Raw genomic sequence first — 26,520 nt, forward strand, 5'->3', positions numbered from 1 at the left:
TTAAGTAAAATTCAATCATCCAAAAGAAGATTATCCTCCAAAATCAAGGAGGTTATTCTTCCTGATTCGCTTAAGTAATTTCTAAAGCAAATATTTGCCAAAAGAGTATTTTTATGAAAGAGAACTTTAATAATGCAGGTGTGGCGCAAAAAGTAGTCACGCTGCTAGCACTACCCTTAGCTGATCGTGCACTAGAGATGCAGCTTCTTAAAGACGATTTTGCAGCTTGGATGGAGCAGAATTTTATCCTCAAGTCCCATCAGGTTGAGCAGCTCCACAATCTTCCCGATGACTTTCGGAAACAACTTAGCAATGCTATCAGTAATTACCTGATGCAGGGCAACGTGCTTCAATTTCAAAAAGACGAAAAGGAAGAAGAAGATCCCGAATTTAAAGAGCTGAGCGTCCACGGCCTCGAGCAATGGCAGGATGAAGTCGTGGGGATGACTTTCACCCCCCTTTTTATACGGATTTCATACCGAGATCCGCATCGATAATCAAATCCCACGTTATCCAAAACCATTCCCCCGATCATTCCGAAATCCTGACCGGGGGATATAAATAACCTATAAACCATTATGAAAACAGCTTTACAGATCGATGTCGCACAACTATTTGGCGAGCCACTCGGTAATGAAAATACGGCCCTCCACCCCCGCATCAGGATGTCCAATGCAACCTGTCAGCAGTATTCAAATCCCAAAGGACAAGCCTGCCTGCAACAGTTTGACGGACTGCTTGGCTTTATCAATATTATGGATGTCCATATTCCCACCGATATTGTTATTCCATTACGCGTCAGGCATTCGGATATTCATATCTTCTATGTCATCACCGACGATTTTGCCATTCAGATCAAGGATATACGGCAGCAGGTCAGCTATACTATTTCTTTCAATCGTGGCCGTTATATTTACTTTCCCACAGGTGATTATCAACTTCAGATCCCCGCCGGCAGGTATACCATCGTTAACTTCTATTTCCGAGGCAGTATTTTCCGGGATGGTAACGAGCGTCCTTTCCAGTTTCTACATTCATTGATCCTTGCTTACCGACAGAAGGATCCAAACATATGTTGTAGCATTGATTTTCGTGTTGGCCCCCGAACCATTTTATTGATGAAGACCATTATGGCAAATATCAAAAAAGGCGACCTGGACAGTGAGGTCAATATCCTTTGGGGTATCAAAAAACTGATCAAGCTTTCGAAGGAAAAGATCTTTGAGGAATACGACAAAATTTCCGAATCGCATTTAAAATCCAAAGAAGCCTATGCATTCATTAAGCGGGCTGTAGCTGAGTATGGGCAGGATTTTAAACTGAGTGATATTGCCGCGCAGCTCAATATCAGTAAGGACTATCTACATCTTCTTATCCACAGCTATTACGGCTTAAGTCCACAGGAGCTGAAAATAAATCTCATGCTGGATCTCGCCAAGCGATATATTGCTGATGGTATGCATACCGATGCAGTTGCCTATGAACTCGGCTACTCTGCCCCTAGCAGTTTTACACGTTTTTTTAAAAAGCGAGCTGGCATGACAGCTTCGGATTTTTTCAATTTTAATAACCAATGATTATTTATAAATCTTTATTGTTAAATTAGTACTTGTAACCTAAAATCATGAAAGAAATTATTCAAAAAGCCCGTGTATTTGCTCAAATGGTGCGAAAATTTTTTGAAGCTGAGCCAATTGACAAGAAAACGATTATTTCGAGAAAAGTCTGTGCTAAATATAACGCCCGGAAATATGGTCCCTTGCATATTTTTATCGAAATAGCGGCATCCAATTTTCCGGAAAATTATCAGCTTGATGAAGATGTACTCAAGGCAGCAAATACAAATGCTATCGATGACATTTATCATCCACGGCATATGCTTTATTACCTTTTGTCCAATGCGAAAAAGGTAGATTCACCACGGCAACCATTACCAATTAAAAAGAGCTATAGTTATATGATATGGCAAATATTTAATCTATCCAAAGTGAATATCGTGACAACCCTCCCCAAACACCCACGCTTAGTAGAAATTCGTGAAGAAACGTTGGAATTGTCCGCGTCTAAAGCCGAGATACTGATCTTGACCAGTGGTGGTGATTATTTTGAAGTGAATCATCTTCTTTCGAAGATTGACCTGACAAATAAGTATGTAATTATCTGTTCCGCTTTTGACGAATCCGAGATACGCGATCATGTTCTTTATCGAGTAGATCGTAAAATTTCTCCCTCTTTTGGAAGTGAAAAGGAATGTCTTTTATTCGTCGATGAGATTATCCGGGAAGCAACAACAATTCCTCTGAAATCCTAATTTACCATCCCCTTCCGAAGGGGATTTTTTATTGCTATCCCTTTTCATTATTCCAAACCTGTGTATACCCGACTCCAGATTCGGTCAAGTCCGACTGCTTTTTACTGCCGAACTTTGGTATAAGTTAACGATGAAAAAGTTAGCGGGACAAAAACGAAAAAATAATAAAAGCCCGCCAGTAAATAATAATAGGCTTTAAATAAGAACACAAAACACAACATCGGAATTCTGATGCTAGGTTGTCAGAAGGAAGGGCGAGTCTGCCAAAAGATAAGTATGAAGCTAGCTTCCCTACCGACGGCAACGCACGAAAAAATCGGTCAGAACGAATAGCAAAAACATAATGATTAAATAAATTTTTAAAAAATTAAGGTTATGAACCTAATTCACAACATCAAAAAAAATATCGTAGCCGTACTAGGTATGGCGATGATGATCGGATTGTCAGCTTGGTCGCTCACATCCGAAGGTACCGAAAACAGTAAAGCTGTAGCACCTGCTGAAAAAGCAGAACCTGCATTGTATTGGTATGAGGCCGATTTGGTCAACAATACCATCGGAAATCAAGTGAACACTTCACCACAAACGAAGTCAGAATCAATGCCCGGAGGATCAAATCAAATCACTGACTGCGAAGACCAAGCAACAGAGTTGTGTCTCGTTGGATTTGAAGCACCACAAAGCCCTAATACGCCGCTTCCAACAAATCCGGATGAAGAGCATAGTATCCGAAAAACTGCACAATAATACATACCGTTAATATAAAGATCATCTCATCACCCAGTAAAAGCCCAGCCGTAAATATTATTACGCTGGGCTTTCCTTTTCATCTACTTAATACTGATCACTAATGACCAATGTTTCTATCGGACGTATCTCCGGCACTACTTTTAACCCGTAGCGTTCCAGCTCTTCGTTCAACCCCTCTAGCGTAAAGAAATCCAGCGTCATGCCGTCAAACTCCATATCAACATTTCCGTCGTAATGCGTGTCATTTACAAAAGGTTTTTGTAAGGTACCTTCTATCATTCCACCTACGGTATTCAAAAAAGCGACAAAGGGCTGATTTTTTAAGATCCTTTTTTCATCGGCAAACAAGTTCCCTTTGGCAGATTCATTTCTGCGCCTAAAGGTGCTAAAGCCCTTTCCGCCTTTCGATTTCAGTTTATCTTTATTCCCAGTGCGTTTAAGCACCAAGGTTTCCATTGAAATGGTATCCCAAGAGAATTTTAAGGAGAAGTAGTTGGCGAGGTCTTTTTTCATAAATTCATATTTGTCCCGCTCTCTTCCTTTGGGAACCAGCAGATGATATACATACGTATGCTTGTAATACCATTCTTCGGGGTTCTCGAGATGCTCGGGACGACGGTAAAGATCGGGATTTCGCACATTCAGGGTAGTCTTCCAGGGCAGCCGCCAGTTCACAGAGCCAGAGCCACCAAAAGCGGACTGTATCAAATAAAGTACCGTTACATTCCTCGCTGTGATGCTTCGGGCAGTCCCCCAGTCCCCGCCGTTAAACCGAAGCCCGTTAATAGTTAACGCTAGATAACTGAAAGACTGCAAGTCAGATTCGTACGCCTTATCAAACAAGGAGGTCCTAACGTCGGTTTGTATAACGGGTTTTGAATTCAAATGCTCGCCTCTCAGGAATTTACGGATATTTGCAGCGTTTATTGAGATCGCATGCGCTATATACTTTACATTGAGCTCTTCATCTAGCCATACAATACGTGGAAATGCCCGTACATCAAACATCTTGTGTAATAAGGTGTCGCCCGAGATCATTTTTACCTGAGGTTTTTTAATCCAGTCACGCTTAGCGAAAAGGCTTTCTGTCGAATCTTTGCTTTCCCTATTAACCATGATAATCTGTATAGAATCGCCAAACATTGCCTGTAGCTTTTCAACTTTAGGAAAAGATTCAATGCATGAAGAGCAGCCATGCCCCCAAAAATCAAGAATAGTTAGCTTATAGTTATGCGGTTCCAAGCCGACTTCCTTATCTGGAGCCAATACTTCTTTAAATTTCAATGCAGGCAGCTTATCGCCTACTTGTAGCGTCTGTGCAACGGCCATCTTCATGAAGATGACCATTGCCATGAGAAGAATAATCTGTTTATTCATTATAGCCGGGATTTTGTGTTAGATAAGTGTTCAATAATATTTCTTTGCTGGGGATCGGTAAATATTTGGCATAAGGCTGCCATGTCGGTTTTGCTTTACCGAGTACTGCGTCAATGGTATTCCAGCGAATCAGGTCAAACCAGCGGTGTCCCCATTCTGCAAAAAGCTCATTTTGGCGCTCCCCTTTGATTGCGTCCCAAAGCAAAGAAGCGTTTGCAAATTGATATTCCGATAAACCAGCCCGCTTTCGGACCACATTTAAAGCCGCTGTCGCCTCCTCATATTGCTTCATTCCATATAATGATTCGGCACGGATCAGATAAATTTCGGCCAATCGAAAGACCACATTGTATTCTTCAATAGGAGTCATCAGCCGGCTCTTGTACTTCACCGGATAGTGATAAGTCGTTCCTGAAATCGTATTGGAATTGATCCACGACTGTTTTCGGAGGTCAGTAGCTACATAGCTTTGCAGTAGATCTTCTCGTAGTACATACGTGGGTTTCGTGCTGGTGTTGAACGGAATAAAACTTACGCCCTCTGCCGTATTGCTCACTGTGGCGCCCAGTTGCCACAAGATCTCCCTGGATTTTATTTTAAACACCTGATTGAGATCCGCTTCTAACATGTAACTGGTATTCTTCAATATTTCATCCGTATTTGCAATGGCCTGCTCATGATTTCCCAGGTAAAGGTTCACCCTCGCCATTAAGGCAAGCGCAACGTAATAATTCGGAATTGTTCGATCTGTATTAGCTTCTTTAGGTAGCAGCTTTACGGACCTTTCTAAATCAGCTAACAGCGATTTCATAACGAAATCCTTACTATCGCGACCTTTAACAGCATTGACCTTATAATCTGATGAAGAGATATAGGGCACATCGCCAAACAATTGAGTCAGATAGAAATGTAAGAATGCGCGAACAAAGAGCACCTGACCCAAAAAATTATCCCGATCAGTAGGTGAAAGTAGCTGATCGCGCTCCGCATTTTCGATCACCAGATTAGCCCGGTATATGCTCCGATAGGCATACACCCAAAAATTATTCACCACCGAATTGGAACTTAACAATAGGTTTTGCGAGAATTCATCGTAGTTTCCACCCAGGAGTGTCGGCGACAGCTCATCCGAAGCCATCCCCATATACACAGAGAGCCCGCCATTGGTCATGGAAAGGTTGAGTGCCCGCATCTGAAGAAAGATACCGGCCATAGCCGATTCATACCCCTTTTTTGACTGGAAGAGTACCTCTGAATTGACCAGATGATCCGGTGTCTCCACCTGTACTAGCTTATTACAGGCCGGCAGCAGCAGAAGATTAGCTACTATAAAGCTAGAGATACATATTTGTAATATACTGTTTTTCATATTCTTAAAATTTGACTCCATTTTACAAACTGATTTTCAGCCCAAACATCATGATGCGCATGGGTGGTGTGGTCAAGTAATTTTGTATCTCCGGATCGCCGCCTTTATACCGCGTGTAGGTCATTAGGTTTTGAATCTGACAGAACAGTTCCAAAGCCGTTATTGGCTTCAAGACAGAGATATCAGGACTATAGCTGAGGTATATATTACGCAATTTAATGAACGAGGCATCCGTTACTTTTCCATCTGAATTGAGGAAATTCTGAAAAGCGCTGTAGCCCTTATCCGTCCGTGATGCAATAAAGCGCTGATAATCGGCCACATCGCCCTCTTGCTGCCAGCGATCCAGCACCAGTGCTGCATGATTGACGAGTCCAAGCCCCGGCGCATTTGGATTTGCAGCTTGTGCATTATTGCCCTTTTGCTTTTTAAAGTCTACCAAAAACCCCATACGTAAACGTTTATAGGAAAAGGTATTGTTCCACCCACCAAAAAAGTCCGGTGAATAATCGACAAGCACCGTTCTATCCTGAATAGTGTATTTGCCATCACCATTGCTATCCTCAATCTCATAAAGGCCTGTCTGCGCATTGATACCGGTATAGCGGTAAAACTTTTGCGTACGTATGGACTGCCCGATCACATATTTACTGGCATAGGATGAGTTTTCAAGCCCCGGAAAGCTGAGCAATTTATTTCTTGAGCGAGCAATATTGAATTTGGTAGACCAGCTAAAATGCTTTCCCTGTATCAGGTTGGCATCCAAGGTAATTTCTAGCCCCTTGTTTTCAATTTCGGCATCCAAGTTTTGGTTTACACTGCTAAAACCAGCTTGGAAAGGCAGCGAATAAGCAATCAACTGGTTGTTACTTAAATTGCGGTAGTAAGCGAATGACAAGAGTATACGGTCTTTCCAAAAGCCCATATCCATCGCCAGTTCCAGTTTTTTATTGGCTTCCCACGCGTAGTCAGGATTGTACAACATGCTGGGATCCATTCCTACCACCCCGTTATAGAGCAGCGCATTTGACGCCCAGGTATCCAAAAACTTATAGTTGCCGATTTGATCATTTCCCGTAATGCCATAGCTCCCGCGCAGTTTTCCGTAGGATAGCCAGGTGCTGTGCGCTTTCATCCATTTTTCCTCTGAGAATATCCAGCCTGCACCGATTGAATAAAAATTAGCGAATTGTTTACCGGGTCCAAAGCGTGAGGAACCATCCCTACGCGCGGCGATATTGACCAGATAGCGCGCATTGTACCGGTATCCCAGTCGTGCAAATGCGGCCGCATATTTGTACCGCGATTGTGTATAGCTGGGCACTACTTTTCCGGCAGCGGCAATGGTACCCAATAGGTTGTCATCGCTATAATTCGTTCCTGCAAGTAAAGTATTTTCACTTCCGTCCTGCTGTATCGAACTACCCAACAAAAAGCTGAGGTTATGCAGTTTAATCTGCTTATTATAGGCCAGTTGTGGCTCTACGATCCAGCTATATCGGCTGCCTGTCGAAAAATTTGCAAAGGGCAAGTTTGAAGTCGATGGATCTATCCCTGTCGATGGATAGCGGGCTTTCTCATTGTTGTTTCCAAAAGAATAACCACCCGTAATCCTCAGATTTAAATCTGGGTAAAGATGATATTGCAGACCGATATTTGCAAACAAGTTTTTGAACTTCCCGGAGAAACTGTTTTCCAGCTGGGCGAACGGATTTGTAAAACCGAGGCTAGAAAATGAGTACGGGCCGATCTTCCAGTTCAACGATCCATCATCATTGCGGAGTTGCAAGTGAGGCATCAAGTAAAGGTACGAGGCCGGATCGTACACTGTCAAGTCGGAGCTGTTTTGTGTAAAATTACCCGCCATGTCTAGCGTAAACCGACGGTCTGCAGAGCGGTGGTTGACGTTGAATCCGATGTTATACCGATCCGAAGACTTCGAACGGTCAAACTGGAATGCTTCGCGGCGCAGATTACCATTTAGACGAAAGGACGTACGCTCACCCCCCGTCACATAACCCAGGTTATAATCCTGTGTCAGGTTATTGGAACCAACAAGGTATTTTGAAAAATCAGTGTACCGCGTGGTATCCGCCAGTAGCAGATCAGGTGCATTTGCTTCCGTCAGCGCCAACCCACTGTTGGCAAAAGCTTCACGGCGCATAGCCAGATAACCTTTAGTATCCAGCAATGGAATGACATTTCCAGCGCGGGACACCCCAATATTGGACGAAAAATTGAGCTGTCCCTTTTGCGCAAAAGCTTTCTTTGTGGTTATGAGGATGACCCCATTAGCACCACGGCTACCATAGATAGCTGTGGCATCCGCATCTTTAAGTACCTCTATACTTTCAATATCAGCCGGATTGATGGCATTAAACAGGCTTAAGCCCGTCTTTGTCGCATTGGAAAGTTCGGCGATATTCTGCCCATTCGTCGCTATCGGATTGCCATTGAGCAGTACCAGCGGTTCACTACCCTGCGTAAGCGAGCTTATTCCGCGCACTTTGAGGTCGACCCCGGCTCCGCTGACTCCACTACTAGGCGTAACGTCCAAACCCGGTACGAGCCCTTGCAGCGCTAACATAGGGTTGCTAATGGGTTGATTTTGGATATCCTTGCTAGTGATTTTGGTAACAGATCCCGTAGAAAACCTTCGGGTAGTAGTTCCATAACCGATTACCACCGTTTCATCCAGTCTATTATCAATAGGTATCAATTGAACTTCGATTGATACTCCCGCAGTATAATTCACTAACTGGGCGTTATATCCCAGATGGGAGAATAGGATTTTGCCCTTTTTAGCTTTCACTTCGATGGTAAAAGAGCCATCACTTTTGGTGGATGTTCTCCCCTTTTCATCGGCTATACTGATTGATACCCCTGCTATTGGTTTACCATCGGTTGCCGATACGACTGTCCCCGATACATTGAGAAGCCCATTGGCCCCGCTGTCCTTGCGGGGCGTCTGAGCCGATAAACTAAACATAAAACACATAAGAGCTAATACAATAAAAGCTCTTATGTTCTTCAATACATTTAAAGAACAATTAACAAGATTGAAAAACAATGCAAACAGCATTATAACTACTACCTTATCCAATAAGGCAGCGCATAGATTAGATCTTTTTATCATCTGCTTATAGATTAGGTATTATTCTGTAATACGGTTAAAGAAATTGTGGATCCTTTGCTTGGTTTCCTGATCGGCCATTATGGCTTCTGTTGACTCTGCAAATGTGAATGGAACATTATCAATCTTGATCTTGCGAAAGTGTACCAAGAAATAAGCCATCAGCACACGGTTCAGCTGCATCAAAAATGCATGCATCTGTTTCACATCAGCGTCTTTCTGTACTACACACTTTCTATAGTTTTCAAAGAGTATGCATAGGTTTTCCTGACAGTCGTGGATCATATGTTGGGACCAGAACTCCCAAATGGTATTTAATGGATCGTATCCATTGTCATATATTTCATAACATGCTAGCTCTAGAGGTAGCAGATTGTTTGATTGTTGGTTCATAATTTAGTTTCATCGAGTATGACAAGCCCTGAGGTGCTGGCTGAAATAAGGCCATAGCATCCCCTTTCGCGATTTTTCGCGTTAAAATGGCTCGTCATTGCACAAGTCAAATGCGACCTATGCTAAATGGACAAATAATATTAAAAGTCCGAAAAGCGCCTTGATATAGTTTCAAAGCATAAATAGGGTTAATTATGGCGCTCCCTACCGGAAAGAAGTAAAGACCGACCTACAGCAATATTGGATTGCAATAAAAACTACGGGTAAAAAGTTTGGACTCCATGAAAATTTGCTTAATTTTAAGGTGCGAATTTTAAATCAAGCTGTAACATTGGCCAATATTACCTTTTTATGCAATCATATAAATGTGTAGGTCGGTGACAGGCATATCAAGAGGGAAATTGAACTGAACTGGGTTCAGCGGCCTTTTCGTTATAAGGAAAGTCAACTTCTCCCCTTTTTATTGCTCCTTTATAGCCTGTTTTTGATTAAGCGCTACTTATTCAGGTGCGCGGAAGATGTTCTTTAAAAGTGATTTGCGGGAATACCTAGGCAAGCGATCTCTGATCGAATGCGGGTAATGGAGAGTGGTTGTACTGTTCGTTCTCATAATCGTTTTTGGTTTATATGAATGAACGAGCTCTATAATAACGAAGGGTGAAACCTTACGTTTAATCATTCTTCTCACTAAGGCAAAGCCCTAGGTCAGACCTAAGAAAACTCTTAGGCGGCACCTGAAAATGATTGCACAGTAAGGCCCACCCCTACGCTATTATTATTTACAAATATAATAATATCTGTAGGAAATGAGCATAACCTTACCGTCCCATCCCAGGTGCCAATTGAGAAGTCAGAGACTCGTTATTTAATCAGACAATGTCCAATTACTGCTCAAACTGTATGATATAGCAATACTAAATCATACACAAATATACAAAAGTTGACTTTAAGAATCAACAATAAAAATGAAATAATTTATGTCTATATATAAAATCAATCGTATATCCGAAGTTTTAGAGGAAAAAGGAGTTAAAAACAACGATCTTGTAGAACATCTAAAGGTAAAAAAGGAAACAGTCTCCAGGTGGGTAAATAATAAACAACAGCCAACTCTAAATACTCTAAATGATATCGCTAAATTTCTAGACGTGGATATAAGAGATTTGCTTTATAAAAGTGAATGGGCAAAAAGTGAAGACATCAACTAATAGAGAAAAAATTAAATCTATCTCTTTTGATGAATAATTACTTGCAATCAAACCATTAATTAAAGATTTTATTGATTATTTATTCTAATGTTCAAATTCCAGATATTAAATTTTTAATTTTCGAATTTAATTTAAGATTATGAGGATATAGCTAACAATTTAATTCATAAAATTCAGTATTTTTATCTATTAGATTGTATAAAAAGTTTAAAACATGATAAGTAAAAAATTTTCAAAAGGCGATGTTGTAAGACTTAAGTCTGGGGGGCCCAAAATGACCATAGAGGGATATGAAATAGTTATGGGATGGGATTTCACATCAGAGAGTGATGACACAGTAGTCTGTAAGTGGTTCGATTCTAATGAAGTATTACAAGTACAAAAATTTAATCATGAGACTTTAGAAATCGTGGCAATTTAGTTATGTGGGTTCCTAGAAATAATAGGTGGAATGAGAATGCTACCAAATTAGAGAAGTTTTTTATTGAAAAAATAATTCAAAGAAGTGACTATAATGGAACAATTTCAAAAAAGCATCGTACTATAAATGGCTTCATTCAATTAAAAGAACTGATAAAACTGGCAGAACTTAGCAAGCAAAGAATACAAACACTTAGGACTTTAGTTTTTATAATAAAAGAGTCAAAATCTTTACATATCAAACAAAATATTGCAAATGATCTGATAATTTGTAGGTATTTCTCAGATTTAAGAATGTATATTTTAAATTTAGATGAAGAAGATCTTTTTAAAAATGATAGTCTTGATAAAATTGAAAAGTTCATTCATGAGTTGAAAAAGCATCAAATTCAATTAGATAAGAGTTATTTTTCTCACCTGATAACTGAATTCACTAAAATTGATTTTAGTGAAAAAATTAAGGTAGAAAGATATATAAAACCTTTATCAGACTTGATAGACTTGACCATCCCCTATCTCTTAGATCGAGGATACAGCTTAAGCTCTATAAACGAAGTACTTAGACGATGGATAGAATCAAGTGAGCATATTGATTTACAAAAATTCCTAACCTTCTTCAACAAAGATGAACATCAATATGAAGTGGTAATATTGCTAGGTAAAAACGAAAGGGACAATGATGAGCTAAAAAAAATAATATACCAATCAGGAATAGGAGATATCAGAAAAGCTAACGAGTTTAAAGATGATTTCATTAATCCCACAAAATTCTCACCTAGAGATGAGGTTATTCACTATAAATGCATTGAAAAAGATCCTGTTTCATTTATTAGACAACAATATGACGATCTAATTAAGAACCTAGTCTTGTCTAAAGATAGACTGTCTCTATCTATTTTCACTAATTTCTTTAAGAATAGTTACTGGAAGAAATCAAATTCCATTCATAAAAAGTTCAAGAATGCTATAATTGATTCTGATCCAATAAGTGTAGTTTCTAGAAAGAGTACCTTATTTTCTTCTCTAAGAGAAAATCCATCAATTGAAGCAGATTATAAATCCTCATTAACATTTGTTCAAGACAATACTTTAAAAAAAGCAATTTACTACTATAATCTCGCCTTGGGATCAAAATCTATTGAGAATTCATTATCGCTATTATGGACATCTATTGAATGTGTTTTACCTTATCGGATATATAAATCGGATATAGAAAATATTAAAGAAATCTTCTCTAAAACTTTCTCTTTCGGTGCTATAAGTAGAGATATACAATACTTAATAAAAAGAATTCTTGTGGTTAACAAAATAAACGGAGGTTGCTTCGCCTCTATGGGCATTAATGAACTTCCTATAAGCGCCTTTGGGGAAAACATCATTAAGTGGATTGAATGGTTAAAAAAAGACCATTTGAATAAGTTCAAAGATTTTGACGAAATTTCCGGCTTGCTAGCGCAAGAATATTTGTTAACAATGAAGCCTCTAATCGAAGGAAATCTTTCAGAATTAAAACAACGAATTGAAGCATCAAGGCATTCTATTTCCTATCAGCTTCAAAGAATTTATCTCCACAGAAATCAAATTGTTCATTCAGGGGATTATATTAATGAATACACAAATCTATGGTTGCACTTAGAATGGTATGTTGGTAAATTTTTATATTATTCGATTATCGGCGCAGAACTTCTAAAACCTAAGCAACAAATCGAGAGCCTATTTCGAGAGTTGGAGTCAGAATATGATTATGTCTTTTCGTATTTTGAAAAAAACCCTAATAAAAAATGCTTCGATAGTGAAAAAATCATAAATAGAGTAATTAAAATAGATTGGCAGTAAAAATCTACGGGATGGGGAATATAGCTCAAACTAAAACAGCAGGATTTTCTACTTTAGAATACTCTTAAATTCGGGGAGAGGTCAACAATATAACACTGTAACAATATATCAATATTTAATATTTGTTATATTTGCATATATCCAAATGGATAATCCATTAAAAGTTTAATACGATGAGTCAACAAAATTATATAAAAGACATTGCACGTTTTGGGTTGGAAAACGACCAGGACAAACTGTTGTCTACGTTGAACGAATTTATTGAGCATAATAAAAACATCAAAAAGGTGAATTTTGCTTTGCAGCTCCAATCACTATTAAAGGATTCGTTGCGTAAGCAGAACAATCATTTAATGAAGGTTGGCTCCCCTACTCATTATCAAACGATACAGGACAGAGAGACTGATGAGCTGATTCTTGAAAAACTCACTTCAGATTATACGCTTAACAACTTGGTACTGACCGAAGGTGCTGCTGATAAATTGAATAATTTTTTAGAGGAACATCGTCAAAGTGAGTTATTATCGAAATACAATCTACCTATTTCCAATAAGCTTTTACTTTATGGGCCATCGGGATGTGGTAAAACTTTAGCTTCTTACGTCATCGCTGGAGAGCTCAACAAATTGATGATCGTTGTCAACCTTGGAGCTATCGTTTCATCAAAATTGGGTGAAACAAGTAAAAATCTCGTGAAGATATTTCGTAAAGCTGCTCAGGAAGATTGTATCATCTTTATCGATGAATTTGATTCTCTTGGTAAAGTACGTGACTACAGCCAGGATCACGGCGAAATGAAACGGGTAGTTAATACGATATTGCAGTTATTTGATTACCTACCTCAAAGTAGTATGGTGATCGCTGCTACAAATCAGAAAGATATGTTGGACGAAGCGTTACTTCGTCGATTTGATCTTTCTATTTCATTGGAATTGCCAGAAGAAGAGCAAATCGAAAAGATGATCAATTTGGTACTCAAGAAAGACCAGTTTATTTTCGATAAAAAGGTTTCGAAAACTGCACTAATAGAAAGCGCTAAAGGCCTATCCTATTATAGTATTCAGAAGACATTGATCAACGCAATAAAACGAAGCCTGTTTGCTATTAAGTCTGTAAAAAGTATCAAGCCAAAAATAGATACTCAGATCTGGAAAGATCTATTAGAGCAAGAAAAAAATGCCTTAGCTATTGGGAATGTAACACCAACTGTGTCATAGGATTAAAACTTAAAAACTTCTTTCGAGTTTGAGCCTATCCCCAAATCTAATATAAAGTTGGGATATGGTCAAGCCCCAGTTATGCATTGGCATCGTCCATTTTTTTGCGATATCTTTTATGATCAGATACATCAATTTCATTAGTGCCTTTTCGGAGCTGAAGGCCCCCTTAGACTTAATGATTTTTCGTATCTGACGGTGCATTCCCTCAATCGGATTTGTGGTGTAAATAATCTTGCGAACCTGATCCTCATATTCAAAGAAAGTAGAAAGATTGGTCCAATTATCCATCCAGGATTTGGCAGCAAGAGGATATTTCTTGCCCCATTTTTCTTCGAAAGACAAGAGGTTCTCATAACCTATCTCTTCGTTCACGGCTTTATAGACTGGCTTTAAATCCTCCATAACAAGCTTTTTATCTTTCTCAGTTACATAGCGCATACTTGTTCTGATCTGGTGAACAATACACAACTGGATCTTTGTTTTTGGAAAAATAGCTTCTATGGCCTCAGGAAACCCTTTTAGACCATCAATACAAGCTATAAGGATGTCTTCAACACCACGTTGCTTTAGATCCGTAAGAACTGAAAGCCAGAACTTAGCTCCCTCATTTTCTGAGCTATAAAGACCGATCAAATCTTTTCTACCATCCATACCAACTCCCAGTATGTTATAAATAGCTCTTGATTCAACAGTTCCATTCTGGCGAACTTTAATGTGCATGCAGTCCAGGAATACAAAGGGATAAACAGCTTCAAGAGGCCTGCTACGCCACTCATTTACCGCTGGAAGTACACTTTCGGTAATACGCGATATTTCTGTGGCAGAGATCTCCATTGCATACATTTCGCGGATAAACTCACATATCGCCCGTGTGCTCATTCCTTTGGCATACATGCTCAATACGTGTCCCTCAAGCTGTTCAGTAATGATTAATTGTCTTTTAGGTACTACTTTCGGCTCAAACGTACCGGATCTGTCACGGCCTGTTTCCAGCTCAAATGTCCCAGTGTTAAGGCCTCGGACAGTCTTTTTGGTCTTGCCATTTCGCCGGTTGCTATTGCCCGACGCTTTCTCTTCGTTCAGATGGTTTTCCAGTTCGCCATCCATCATTGATTCCAACAGATGCTTCATTAACGGCGCTAGGACGCCATCATTGGGAGACAAACTTTTACCTTCGTAAAGACCTTGCATGGCTTCTGCCTTGAAGCGTTCAAAACGGCGAAGCCCTCTTGAGTGCCTTTAAAAAGAAACACTAACGAAAAATCGAATGGGTCTTTTTCTTTCATGACCGTGTCGTTTGAATAATTGAATATAAATAATCTTATTGAATTATTCCGCTGACACAGTTTACGTTACAGTCTCTAGCTATTAAATGAGCTAAGGCATTTTGTTTTTTACATCAATAATCTCAGAGAATTATGCGTCCAAATCTGCTTCTTGATCGAGATCTCCTATCACGTTAGGGATAGCTTCCAATATATTGACAACGTTTAACTCTTCATACAAATTTCCGTTGGGATTATTAGATTTATCTTCTAAATATAGAGCTAATGAAAACTGATGATCTCTGGTAGTACGAGCCCATTCGCTTAATTCCGTATCTAGATTTTCTTTAATGGCACATCTCATTACGATAGCTAATTGATTACCTATTTTTCGTAACTCATTTTTATTTATTTTAATAGAATGCTGTTGCCGATTTGATAGAGGTTTATTTACTAGAGGAAAGAAATCTTCCGACCAGCTTTGTATTTTTGATTTGACTCCGAGTATTTTATTTCTTTGAACTCCCTTTAAAAGATTGAATTGCTTTATTTCTCCTTCGGTTAGGCTACCACTCTGCATCCTCTCTTTCAAATTATGTAACTTTGGTGTCCAATATCTCTCATAAAGATCGTGATCACGGTCAGCAAGGACATTTGCTAACTCGTCAATTGAATTCTTAATCAAAGAATTTGCAAAATTAAAGGAAATATGGAGTGGATTATAGTCAACATGATTACCCCAAGCCGGATTTGTTTTAAAGCATAAAGTTGCCTTAATATCCAAAGCACCATTACCTTTACCCTCTAATAAGTAATCTGGAATTTTTACTAAGATCACTTTATGATGATCTTGTTGTATAGAATCTTCAATAAGTATAGAGACTGTATTTTCCTTTGAATACAATAATTGTTCAACATTTGGTTTTCCATAGCCGGATAGATTTCGGTGAAGATCATCTGCTGATATCACACTATTAGTAATATTTGTTTTGCTTTTGCTAGTTAGTTTATTATATACTATTCCATATTTTTCTATAGCTAATTCATCTTTTCTTACTTTTATTAACTCATCCAAATAGTTTGACGGATAGTTTTCCGCCGAATTTATCAATAGTGCTTTGACAGATTGTATAGAAATTTCAGGATACGTATTTAGCAATTTAGCAGCTAAATTTGCTGCTAAAGGAGATGCTAAACTTGTACCTGCATCAAATGCATAAAAATCGGACCCTAGCTCTCCAAAACCAATCACTTGCATCGAAGATTCTGGAGTTAGCAGATCTCCTCCTGGCATTAATATATCCGGTTTAAACAAGTTTTTATTACTATGATTTATACTTAATTCACCACCATTAATTTTCTGTTTAAAGTCATAGTGATTTTTCCTTGAATAATAAGCCGCTAAATTCTTATCTAGGCTTAAATCTGTACGTGTTTCAGACCTAAAATTTTCGGCCTGTGCTCCTACTGTGATATTATTTATGCTCTCGGCGGGAATACAGATATTAGTATATACACAATTATGAAGTTCCATTTCGTTTTCTGGGGGATTATAAAAATGAAATGGGTATTGATGTCTTTGACTAGGTATTGCTTGCATCCCCTGTAAGTCGTCATAAGGCATATTTCCAGCAGCGATAAATATTAGTATATTTAATTCATAACTTAATTTATCCAATAAATAAGCAAAGTGTGAAGGGGCTTCATTATAACGTTTACTTTGAGCACAAACAGATAAATTAAAAATATGCACTCCATATACAAGGTTTGCTTGTCTGATTGCTTCAACAACACTAACTACATCTATGTAGCCATTTAGGTCTTCTAAAATCTTTATAGAGAATATCTTTGCATCAGCTTCAATATTCCTATCACCAGAGAAAAAAGACTCTCCAACGGCTGCTAAACTGGCCACTACTGTGCCATGTGTATGAATTGCCTGATGTCCATCCTGAGTATTTGTAATGTCAAGTTTTTCATCTAACATAACCGCTTCTATAGGTTGAATTCTACGTATTCCATTATCGATTACCCCAATCGTTGTCGATCTATTCTTCGGAGCAATACGTAAATTCCAAGTCAACTCCTCTTGATTATATTGATTAGGTCTTACAGCTACACTTCTTAAAGAATGCCCTTGAGCAAGGATATCGAAGTTGTTTACTAATAAATTTAATTGTGAAGATTCGATCCCCTCTAGTTGAACCATCTTTTCATATGGGTCAAACTTGAAGTCCTGTAAGCTACCTAATCGTTTTAAATCTTCCAACCTCTCTTTAAGAGCTCCTTTTTGATGATCATATTGCTGAAATATCGGTACGGTATTATTAATCAATTCTAGAATCAGATCATCACTACAATGGTTTCTGATATCGTCAGCAGTATGATATTTTATATCGTAAATAGTAGTCATAATAGCGTAATCCGTATTTTTAGGAGAGGTCTGATTACTACTATTAATGTATTTAAGTAAAGTTCTGTGAAATTCGTTGAATTTGGCTTGATTTTCTACCGCAAATAGTACTGTCCTATTAAAATCTTCCAACATAACAGCTGTTAAACCAAACTCATTTAGAAATTTTGTTCGGGTTTTAAAATTGACACCATTACTAAATGGAATTAAAAATCTAATCTCAACGATATCTATATTGACATTTATAAGAGTCTTATTTCGAAGACGTTTCTCTCGATCTAGCAATAATTGGTTAAATGAGCCATTCAACTTTTGCTTATGATTACGATAGGCTTCCGGATTTTGGTCGATAAGATCTGTCTTTTCAATACCTCGATCCTTCTTAAATTTATTAACAACCCCAAATGGGTTTCTTAAATATAAATGTGGTAGTCTTCTGTTCATAAAATGGCAATTTATGGTTAATACTAATATAGTAAAAAGAAATATAACCAATAGATTAAATAACGATTTCTTTGATTCTAATCCCTACAATTGTTTATTTCTAGAATCTAAAAATTGAGAAATTTGATATATTTTACATTACGGGAAACCGTAGATAATATAATTTTAGCTGTATTAGATTTGCTTTCTTAAGATATAAAAAATATGAAAAAAACCTATTTAATTGGCTATGATTTAAACAGAACCGGCCAAGATTACGAAACTCTAATTGACGAAATAAAAAAACTTGGCACTTGGTGGCATTGTTTAGATAGCACATTTATAATTAAATCAACATCTACAGCCACTCTAATTAGGAACCATCTAATGACTTTCATTGACTCCAACGACGAGCTACTCGTTGTAGGGTTAAGCGGCGAGGGTGCTTGGACTGGCTTTTCAAATGAATGTTCAAACTGGCTAAAAAACAACCTCTAGCATATACCAAATGTCTATTTATACATGATCTACAAGTATAGATTGTAACAGCTAAATCTTCGAAAAAAGTAAATAAAAATACCCACGATCAAAAAATTATTTATCGTGGGTACTTAAAAAATGGATAAATCTAATTTAAATTAAAAATTTTAGCTGTGTCAGCTTCATTAAGAACGTCATTATAATTATCATCTTTAAAAGATTCAACATCGACTTTAAGTAAGCTCAACAGATAACGTGCAAATTCGTCCTTAGCACCAGTATTTTGAGGGAAATTTACTATCCTGTTTAAGGAAGCAGTTAGAAGGTCAGCCATTTGAATATATTCATTTCCAAAAGAATCTTCAGCGACAAAATTTAATAAATGTAACCCATTAATTTTTTGACTCCTTATTCTTTCCTTTATATTAGCTAGTTTGAGCTTATCTCGTCCATCCTCCTCTCTATCTATTGTAAGAGTTAAATTTCGAGGCAATTTAGCTCTATTTGAGTTATGTTCTTGCAGCACTCCCTCATAAAGCAAATGAGTTGTCAGATCTTCTAAGGCTCTGTCATTATCTGAAACACCCTTCCGTTTTAATACAATAGCTTTAAAACTAATCTCAGGATTTAAACCGATGAACTTCTCGACGAATTGCTTATATCTATCTAGATTGTTTGTCTTCAAATCTTTAAAGTGAAATTCGAATCTGATATCATTTAGCTTTTTCCAATCAAACAATTCTTTTTGTTTCTGTCTCAAAGAGGGACCGAAGGAAAACAACCAAATTGACCCTATAATTAGGTAATCGTTCGTTTTACCAGACTCATCTACATAAACAAAAAAGTTATCGTCTAAAGGCTTATCATTAACGTTATCTGTTTCAAACTCTTCCCTTAGTTTTCGTCTAAATTTTTTTACCTCTGGATCAGCTTGAAATAGTCTATACTCATTTTGAATCTTAGCTCTAGCTCTTGAAAGCGATGTTTGCTTTGTTAACTTGAATAATTTATCTTTTGTAAGCTCCCCATCACCCAAAATCTCATGCTCAAAATATTTCCAATAGTTCCAAGCTAATTCCGCATCGGAATTTCGCGATTGCGGGAAATAACTCAAAATGAAAGCAACCCTATCTTTTAATCTATCAAAATTATTTGATCTTATATTTTCATTCAATTTAAGAATGTCCTCTTTTCTCTTTAGGTCTTTATCAAGTTCTAGATTTTCAAGCTTTTCTGTGTTATTTGTTTCCATTTCGATATCGTTTTAAATTATTTTTGAATAGAGTTAATTAGTTAGTCGATAGATGGTAGTGAAAATATACCGAACTATAGAGCCATTAGATTTTAATAATTTTAACTTACCAAGAAAGATACCTACATAGCTTGCTTCTATATCGAAGATATTGCCACCGATGGCAACATTGGCAGCTCTTGGATCATCATATCGTGAAATCTCCCTCCCTTCGACGGGATTCGTCGTGGTTACTATCATGGCATTATACTTTTCAATCGGGCAAGGTTAATACCCAAGCCTAATATACATTATTTATTCTGAATTAATATGTTTACAGATATTAACTTTCAAGATTATTACAAACTGTAAGGCTAAGGTATTGGTTTGAAAGTGGGATTGGTTACGGGAAACCGTAGCTGATTTATTCAACTGTTTTAAGAAGACAATAAAATAAACAAAAAGGCCTCCCTCGTTAACCGTCGAGGGAGGCCATGTTGGCTAGATGTCCGCTTGGGCTAGATGTTAACCGGCTTTGGGTATTCATCTACTGTAAAGATCGCGAGATTAGTTGAGATAATTTTGTTTAAATCCTAATTTCGCCGTAGCGATTTTTGTTGTGCAATTGCTTTATGACCTCGCCTACAGCTTCCACAGTTTGTCCGATTTCTTCTGCTGTATTGAAACGCCCTAAACTAAATCGTAGCGCATTACATGCCTCATCTTTACTCAATCCCATAGCTTGAAGTACAGGAGAAGGTGCTGCTTCAAAATACCTGAGCACTGAGCAGTTGGAAACACATATATCATCGAGCTTTTGAACAATATATTCGCTGTCAATACCATCAAAACGAATAGTACTTGTAGTATAGATCCTATATTTTTTAGAACCTATTAATTTCGTCCCTCCGATTGCCAATAATTGTTGTTCTAATATATCACGCAGTTTCCCGATGCGTTCTTCGTCTTCATACATCTGTGAAGCTGCGAGTTCAGCGGCTTTGCCCATACCAACTATACCAGACACATTAAGTGTACCGCTTCTTGCCTCCCCTTCATGTCCCCCAGAAAAGATAAGTGGTTTCAGAGGTACTTCTGAACCAAAATAAATGCCGCCGATACCCTTTGGCCCATAAAATTTATGGGCAGAGAAAGTGAGAATATCTATAAATGACCGCGCGTGAATAGGGAGTTTTCCGACAGACAGGCTTCCATCGGTCATAAAAAAGGCGCCATGGGCATGCGCTATTTCCGCAATTCGCTCTATGTCCTGAATCACGCCAGTGTCATGGTTGACGTGCATCACACATACTAAAGCTGTATAAGGCGTAAAGGCAAGCTCTAGTTCCTCAAAATCTATCAATCCATCACTATCTACAGAGAGGTAAGTAACCGCATTACCTTTGGCCTCAAGATACATACAGGTTTCCAATACTGCGGGATGCTCTGTCTGAACAGTTATAATATGGTGTTTCCCTGGCCTCACTAATCCACGTAATCCCATATTGATAGCTTCAGTAGCACCGGCTGTGAAGAAAATCTCTTCTGTATTGGTATCGATGAGATCAGCAATCTTTTTCCTACTCGTCTCTATCACAGTATCTAAATATTTACCTAGCTTGTGAGGACTTGCTGCATTGCCATACTTGTCTGTCAAATAGGGCATCATTTCAGCTAATACCCTAGGATCCATTGGAGTGGATGAGTTGTTGTCAAGATATATAATTTTGTCCATGTTAGTCGATTTGCCTTGCGTCATTTTTTTCATCTTTATCATACGTTTTGAGCATATAATCTTTTCCCAGGTTGCCTTTAAAAACTTTTATTTCGACAGTCGTTGGCGGATGCGGAAAATCACCTTCCCATTTTATAAAAAATAGATTCATCACCCGATTTCCCCATTCTTTATTCTCAAATACGGCATCATTGTAATTTCCTCCAAAAGTCATTACCCAGGATGGTAAACCCACCTTAGCACTCTCCCATGTAACGACGTGCCGCGCATTAAAAATGTTTATAACAGATAGCAGCCCGTAGGAATAGAATGTTGAAAAGAGAAAAATAGCGCTTATATACAACGCTTTCGAAAGTGTCTTTGGAAGAGTGATCTTTTTTAATACGATTAAGATGCTAATGGCTGCAACAGCAACTCCACCTAACAGAACCGCCCACGGTAAAAAGTACCAATCATGTTTCAGATGAACCTGATCAAATAGCATATATGCAAATTCAAAAACTATACAAAAAGTAAAAAATCCCATTGGCCATAGGGTGATGAAATTATTAATGAGCCAATTTTTAAAAAAAAGGACCAACATTAATCCCGAAAACAGTCCATACAACAGAGCTGTATATTGATTAAAGAAATTAAAACCCGCAGCGTTAATAAGAAGAGCCAAAAGGGTACTGATAAAAATTAGTGTTTCAAATTTCTCGTGTGAATAAGTTTTAAGCTTCTGTATAATATTCATAAATTAAGGCACTGGTTAATCTGGCGAAATAACATTCGCCGTATAGTATAAATGACTTCCCTTTAAAGACAAATATTATCTATCGAAAAGCAATAAAATTAAAGTATAATTATCCAGATTGTTACATAAATAAAATTGGGTAAAGTTCGGTATTGCGGATTCTCGATCAAATAACGAAGATTCTTTTGTAGCAATAAAAGACAAGGTATTATTGGCTTCGATTAAACCGAATGAGTATAACATAGACAAGATCCGATCTATCTTGGTCGCATTTTTAATTGAAGAACTGGAGTTCCTTACCGAAACGTTTGCTATTGAAGCTAATGAAGAATTGAATTACAACAGAACATATGCGACAAAAGGTAATGAGATTTATCAGATTTAAATAGCAACTTATTAATAGCAATTACAAATCATGACTTTTCTTCAAAATGCCCTAGATTAGAGAATAATCATATAATTAGATCCAGCTTTTGCACCGTTATTGGGAAGCACATTAGTGACGATCAATAACCCTGGCTCTTCTCTAATTTTAAAATCTCTACGAAATTAGATATATTGGATTTGAAAAAAGACTATACATACTTGACCAATATTTTATGAGCAACATATTTGACGAGGAAAATTTATACCCTTACCAAGGGGTAATAAAAGAGCATTTCAAGGACCATTATGACAGTGTTTTCATTGCATTGCTCCCCTTCTTTCAGTTTGACAGAAAGGAAGCCGATAAAGCTAATCTAAAAAAAGCCAAGTTACTATCGCCCGAAGATGTACTGATAGATTTATTAAAAAACCTTCCCGAAGCGAATAGAGAAATCTATAGTTACGACGATGACCGATACCCTACCGATGAAGATATTTTTCGGGAGGGTAAGGCAATATTGTGGGACAATATTGTGAAAGGTTCTGGTCTTGCAGGTTATGCGGAACTCAATACAGCCCTACTAACTTCAATAAATGTGCTAAACCGGAAATTTACAAGACCGGATCTCATGGATAAGCTTAACAATTATACGGATAGCGAAAGTATCTACCACCCGACAGAAGGTGTCTTCGGTATGCTCTCAAAGATGGCCATCTATAAAGCTTTGAAACTATTAGGAAAGAACCAGATCATGATAACGGACGAGTTTTATGAAAATACCTCAACGGTGGACCTCGATAAAACAACTGAATATGAATTTTGTGATCACATCACATTTAATGATTTTTACCTTTATTCTGTTGACAAAGAAATACTGTTTACCATAGAATGGGATAGCTTCTTCTTTCTCATTGCAACAGATCACAAGAAAATGGACCAGCTTATCGCTAGCAATTTGTTTGAGGGTTTCAGCTGTAATGACAAAACAGAACATTTTTGGGGGGGCATTTGTTTAAGCTGAGATGCCCCATTCCGGAGTACTTATTTTTCCACAAATAAAATGTCCCCTGACTGATTCCATGCTCGCGACAGATGTCAGATACCGACTGCCCTGACTCCTGAAGTGATAAGATCTTAATGATCTGCGGCTCGCTGAATTTGCTTTTTTAAATAACAACTAACGTTATGAATAAATTTTCTTATATTATTATCGCAGCATTTGCTGTCATAGAAATTACTTCAATAGTGCTATTTTCTATAGGAGAAATCAGTTCAAAAAATTTTTTAATATCTACTGCAGTATGTGTGACAGGAGTATTGGCACAGAAGCTTAGCATAGACAAAAGAAACAAATCAAACAGTATTAAAGAGTAGTTCTATCGCTCATAAACATAAAATTATTCTCAATGTTTTGAATTAATATGTCTTTTACTAATCAACTATCTAGAACCTTACATACGAAGCGAACACGCCTTATACTTTGATCAATCTCATAAATTTTCAGCTTTAGCAGTTCTCAAATCTACCGCATTTCTTGGCATTGATATAGCGAACGAGATGATCAATGGCCTGTCAAAATAACAAAAGAAGACAATAATGAAGCGACTCATAAGTTCACCTTTGAAAATACTAGGTTTATTGACAATCCTACTCGGATTGTTGATTGTAGTTTTCACATATGGTTACCTCATTTTTTTAGTATTGATCTTTATTGGAGTCGGATTGATGTTATACCTCATTGATTATGGGATTAAAAGATTTTCGAAGGATAGGAAATCCTTTTGGGCATTGCAATCCATTTTTACAATCCTGTATATATCTGCTGTCTTTGTGACCTATATGAAATGGCAGGAACACAATTATATCATTTTTCCGAAAAACTTTAAAGGTCAGGCAGGGATTATTTTTGGAATAGCAGGTTATCCAGAACTGCCCAAAACAAAGTTTTGGAAAAAAACAATTGTTATGCCTGATGATGGAGTCCTGATCACTTCGACAAAAATGGAGGATATTCCAAATACTATTCGGTATGCTTATGCCGACAATCCTGAATTCGATAACACCCGTATCAATTGGGATCCCAACTTTGGAATGGACTGTATTGTTTGTGATAGTAGAATAGAAACTTGGCTCTTTCAAACAGGCAGCGAAGGATCGAAGGTTAAGGATGTAATGACTTCTTTGTGCAATGAAATAGCATCAAGGAAAAGGACAAGTGCTTACAAAAGTGTAAATACTGTGATACAAACAGATAGCAGCGGCCCGTATCTATGGCTTCACTCGAATAGTTTGACTTCGCTTCCTAACGGTCTTGAAAAATTTAACCTTTATAAGGTGATATTGACAGATAATAAGTTCAAAGAAGTTCCAGAGCAAATTTTCCGGATTAAATCCCTTGAAGACTTGATTATGGCAGATAATCCGATCAATAAATTTCCATGCAAAATCACGCAATTAAAACACCTTAAAAGTATTTCATTTGCAAAGACAAGTATTAAACAGGTCGAATGCGATCTTTCTCAATTGGGAAGTTTGGAACATTTTGACTTGTCAGGGAATGAACTGACACTTTTCCCAGAACAAATTAAGTCGATACCAAAGCTAACTTGGCTATCATTAAATGACAACCAGCTTTCGGATCTTTCATTTATCGACGGTAGACTAAGGAAGCTTGAAATACTCTATTTATACACCAACAAGATCAAAAACATTTCAGCAGAAACAATATTTCTAGGAAATTTAAAAGAACTTTTACTATTTGACAACGAAATAGAACGCATCCCTGATAATATTTCTGATCTTAAAAATTTAGAAAAACTTGAAATTTGGAACAACCCCATAAAATATATTTCACCAAAAATATCCCAGTTGAAAAATTTGAAGTCAATACGAATAGATGACGATTACTTAACACAGACGGACAAGGACAACTTAAAAAAATGGCTACCAAATTGTGAAATTAACTATCAGACAAGAAATGAAAAATTGATTGAGCAAGAGGCATCTGGATATAATGGTGATATTGACCCCTCCGCTGGACATACTGCTCCCTCTAGGGAGTTAGTATCTCAGTCCAACTGATGACCTGACAATATTACTTCTTTTTTCTTAGACTTTCACCTTTTAGTTCAATCCGATATGAGCTATGTATCAGTCTATCACAGAGGTTTCAAAGTTTCTGTGCGATTTCTTCAGCGCTCATTTTTTTAAATTAATTCTCTTCGTAGTAATAGGAATAGTCTATTCCCTTCATAAACATCTCTCGACTGTGAATATCATCAGTCAGCGCGTTCTTTATAAATATTTTCAATGGTTGACTATTCGCTACGCTTTTTATCATGGCTTGGTGATAATCGGCTTTCGATATTTTGCTCCAGTCTACACATTTTTTTAATTCCTTTTTGAACATGAGATCTAGCCAAATACGCGTACTTCGCCCGTTGCCTTCCATAAATGGATGAGCAATGTTCATTTCAATTTCTATGGTGAGTATAACATAGACAAGATCCGATCTATCTTGGTCGCATTTTTAATTGAAGAACTGGAGTTCCTTACCGAAACGTTTGCTGTTGAAGCTAATGAAGAATTGAATTACAACAGAACATATGCGACAGAAGGTAATGAGATTTATCAGATTTAAATAGCAACTTATTAATAGCAATTACAAATCATGACTTTCCTTCAAAATGACCCTGGCTCTTCTCTAATTTTAAAATCTCTACGAAATTAGATATATTGGATATAAATAAGGCTATACATACTTGACCAATATTTTATGGGCAACATATTTGACGAGGAAAAGTTATACCCTTTTCAAGGGGTAATAAAAGAGCATTACAAAGATCATTAAACT

General features: G+C 37.5%; 25 protein-coding genes. 14 read left to right on the forward strand and 11 right to left on the reverse strand.

Annotation, left to right across the window (positions count from 1 at the left end; translation table 11 throughout):
* The first annotated feature begins 113 nt into the window (after window positions 1–113).
* From HX021_RS16430 to HX021_RS16445, 4 genes are all read left to right on the forward strand, one after another.
* Complete coding sequence (locus HX021_RS16430; protein ID WP_286591577.1) at window positions 114–497, forward strand: hypothetical protein; 384 nt, start codon at window positions 114–116, stop codon at window positions 495–497.
* Between the two features lie 81 nt (window positions 498–578).
* On the forward strand, window positions 579–1,577 hold the full coding sequence (locus tag HX021_RS16435) for a helix-turn-helix domain-containing protein (protein ID WP_286591578.1): 999 nt from the start codon (window positions 579–581) through the stop codon (window positions 1,575–1,577).
* 47 nt (window positions 1,578–1,624) lie between these two features.
* Window positions 1,625–2,311, forward strand: a complete 687-nt coding sequence (locus tag HX021_RS16440; RefSeq protein ID WP_286591579.1) for a hypothetical protein — start codon at window positions 1,625–1,627, stop codon at window positions 2,309–2,311.
* A gap of 375 nt (window positions 2,312–2,686) precedes the next feature.
* Complete coding sequence (locus tag HX021_RS16445) at window positions 2,687–3,058, forward strand: hypothetical protein (protein WP_286591580.1); 372 nt, start codon at window positions 2,687–2,689, stop codon at window positions 3,056–3,058.
* Window positions 3,059–3,145: 87 nt separating this feature from the next.
* Here the strand turns inward: HX021_RS16445 and HX021_RS16450 are convergent, their stop codons facing one another.
* From HX021_RS16450 to HX021_RS16465, 4 genes are all read right to left on the reverse strand, one after another.
* A complete protein-coding gene (locus tag HX021_RS16450) occupies window positions 3,146–4,438 on the reverse strand; it encodes a TlpA family protein disulfide reductase (RefSeq protein WP_286591581.1) in 1,293 nt (430 codons plus the stop codon).
* On the reverse strand, window positions 4,431–5,807 hold the full coding sequence (locus HX021_RS16455; protein ID WP_286591582.1) for a RagB/SusD family nutrient uptake outer membrane protein: 1,377 nt from the start codon (window positions 5,805–5,807) through the stop codon (window positions 4,431–4,433). The genes HX021_RS16450 and HX021_RS16455 overlap by 8 nt, the downstream gene beginning before the upstream one ends.
* Window positions 5,808–5,829: 22 nt before the next feature.
* Window positions 5,830–8,796, reverse strand: a complete 2,967-nt coding sequence (locus HX021_RS16460; protein ID WP_286591583.1) for a SusC/RagA family TonB-linked outer membrane protein — start codon at window positions 8,794–8,796, stop codon at window positions 5,830–5,832.
* A 165-nt stretch (window positions 8,797–8,961) separates the two neighbouring features.
* Entirely contained in the window at window positions 8,962–9,333 is a 372-nt protein-coding gene (locus HX021_RS16465; RefSeq protein WP_286591584.1) for a hypothetical protein, read from the reverse strand.
* A 977-nt stretch (window positions 9,334–10,310) separates the two neighbouring features.
* On the opposite strand from HX021_RS16465, the gene HX021_RS16470 reads away from it, so the two are divergent.
* The 4 genes from HX021_RS16470 (at window position 10,311) to HX021_RS16485 (ending at window position 14,014) form a co-directional block, all read left to right on the forward strand.
* Window positions 10,311–10,541, forward strand: coding sequence for a helix-turn-helix transcriptional regulator (locus HX021_RS16470; RefSeq protein WP_286591585.1), 231 nt, complete (start codon window positions 10,311–10,313; stop codon window positions 10,539–10,541).
* Window positions 10,542–10,755: 214 nt separating this feature from the next.
* Window positions 10,756–10,962, forward strand: coding sequence for a YodC family protein (locus HX021_RS16475; protein ID WP_286591586.1), 207 nt, complete (start codon window positions 10,756–10,758; stop codon window positions 10,960–10,962).
* A 2-nt stretch (window positions 10,963–10,964) separates the two neighbouring features.
* Window positions 10,965–12,797, forward strand: a complete 1,833-nt coding sequence (locus HX021_RS16480) for a hypothetical protein (RefSeq protein WP_286591587.1) — start codon at window positions 10,965–10,967, stop codon at window positions 12,795–12,797.
* A 173-nt stretch (window positions 12,798–12,970) separates the two neighbouring features.
* Window positions 12,971–14,014 (forward strand): AAA family ATPase, encoded by a 1,044-nt coding sequence (locus HX021_RS16485; RefSeq protein ID WP_286591588.1) that lies wholly within the window; start codon window positions 12,971–12,973, stop codon window positions 14,012–14,014.
* A gap of 9 nt (window positions 14,015–14,023) precedes the next feature.
* Here the strand turns inward: HX021_RS16485 and HX021_RS16490 are convergent, their stop codons facing one another.
* Window positions 14,024–15,208: an IS256 family transposase gene (locus HX021_RS16490; RefSeq protein ID WP_286591589.1), complete on the reverse strand. Its 1,185-nt coding sequence runs from the start codon at window positions 15,206–15,208 to the stop codon at window positions 14,024–14,026.
* 225 nt (window positions 15,209–15,433) lie between these two features.
* Window positions 15,434–18,139, reverse strand: coding sequence for a S8 family serine peptidase (locus HX021_RS16495; RefSeq protein ID WP_286591590.1), 2,706 nt, complete (start codon window positions 18,137–18,139; stop codon window positions 15,434–15,436).
* A 204-nt stretch (window positions 18,140–18,343) separates the two neighbouring features.
* Here HX021_RS16495 and HX021_RS16500 point away from each other — a divergent pair, with 204 nt between their 5' ends.
* Complete coding sequence (locus HX021_RS16500; RefSeq protein ID WP_205397818.1) at window positions 18,344–18,616, forward strand: SinR family protein; 273 nt, start codon at window positions 18,344–18,346, stop codon at window positions 18,614–18,616.
* A gap of 130 nt (window positions 18,617–18,746) precedes the next feature.
* Here HX021_RS16500 and HX021_RS16505 read toward each other — a convergent pair whose 3' ends face one another.
* From HX021_RS16505 to HX021_RS16515, 3 genes are all read right to left on the reverse strand, one after another.
* Window positions 18,747–19,850 carry a DUF3800 domain-containing protein gene (locus HX021_RS16505; protein WP_286591591.1) on the reverse strand — a complete coding sequence of 368 codons (1,104 nt, stop codon included), beginning with the start codon at window positions 19,848–19,850 and terminating at the stop codon, window positions 18,747–18,749.
* Window positions 19,851–20,415: 565 nt separating this feature from the next.
* Window positions 20,416–21,597: a cysteine desulfurase family protein gene (locus tag HX021_RS16510; RefSeq protein WP_286591592.1), complete on the reverse strand. Its 1,182-nt coding sequence runs from the start codon at window positions 21,595–21,597 to the stop codon at window positions 20,416–20,418.
* Window positions 21,566–22,048: a hypothetical protein gene (locus tag HX021_RS16515; RefSeq protein ID WP_286591593.1), complete on the reverse strand. Its 483-nt coding sequence runs from the start codon at window positions 22,046–22,048 to the stop codon at window positions 21,566–21,568. The genes HX021_RS16510 and HX021_RS16515 overlap by 32 nt, the downstream gene beginning before the upstream one ends.
* A gap of 463 nt (window positions 22,049–22,511) precedes the next feature.
* On the opposite strand from HX021_RS16515, the gene HX021_RS16520 reads away from it, so the two are divergent.
* Together HX021_RS16520 and HX021_RS16525 are read left to right on the forward strand one after the other, a co-directional pair.
* Window positions 22,512–22,685, forward strand: a complete 174-nt coding sequence (locus tag HX021_RS16520; RefSeq protein ID WP_286591594.1) for a hypothetical protein — start codon at window positions 22,512–22,514, stop codon at window positions 22,683–22,685.
* A 214-nt stretch (window positions 22,686–22,899) separates the two neighbouring features.
* Window positions 22,900–23,688 (forward strand): DUF2711 family protein, encoded by a 789-nt coding sequence (locus HX021_RS16525; RefSeq protein WP_286591595.1) that lies wholly within the window; start codon window positions 22,900–22,902, stop codon window positions 23,686–23,688.
* Here HX021_RS16525 and tnpA read toward each other — a convergent pair.
* Window positions 23,636–23,809 carry an IS66 family insertion sequence element accessory protein TnpA gene (gene tnpA, locus HX021_RS16530; protein WP_502959010.1) on the reverse strand — a complete coding sequence of 58 codons (174 nt, stop codon included), beginning with the start codon at window positions 23,807–23,809 and terminating at the stop codon, window positions 23,636–23,638. The two genes, HX021_RS16525 and tnpA, sit on opposite strands and share 53 nt — an antisense overlap.
* Before the next feature lie 43 nt (window positions 23,810–23,852).
* Here tnpA and HX021_RS16535 point away from each other — a divergent pair, with 43 nt between their 5' ends.
* Window positions 23,853–24,041, forward strand: coding sequence for a hypothetical protein (locus tag HX021_RS16535; protein WP_286591596.1), 189 nt, complete (start codon window positions 23,853–23,855; stop codon window positions 24,039–24,041).
* 465 nt (window positions 24,042–24,506) lie between these two features.
* Entirely contained in the window at window positions 24,507–25,748 is a 1,242-nt protein-coding gene (locus HX021_RS16540; RefSeq protein WP_286591597.1) for a leucine-rich repeat domain-containing protein, read from the forward strand.
* Window positions 25,749–25,878: 130 nt separating this feature from the next.
* On the opposite strand, the gene HX021_RS16545 is transcribed toward HX021_RS16540, so the two are convergent.
* Window positions 25,879–26,139, reverse strand: a complete 261-nt coding sequence (locus HX021_RS16545; RefSeq protein ID WP_286591598.1) for a hypothetical protein — start codon at window positions 26,137–26,139, stop codon at window positions 25,879–25,881.
* On the opposite strand from HX021_RS16545, the gene HX021_RS16550 reads away from it, so the two are divergent.
* Window positions 26,125–26,307 (forward strand): hypothetical protein, encoded by a 183-nt coding sequence (locus HX021_RS16550; protein ID WP_286591600.1) that lies wholly within the window; start codon window positions 26,125–26,127, stop codon window positions 26,305–26,307. The two genes, HX021_RS16545 and HX021_RS16550, sit on opposite strands and share 15 nt — an antisense overlap.
* The last annotated feature ends 213 nt before the right edge of the window (window positions 26,308–26,520 follow it).

This window comes from Sphingobacterium sp. N143, from assembly GCF_030325625.1.
Lineage (GTDB): Bacteria > Bacteroidota > Bacteroidia > Sphingobacteriales > Sphingobacteriaceae > Sphingobacterium.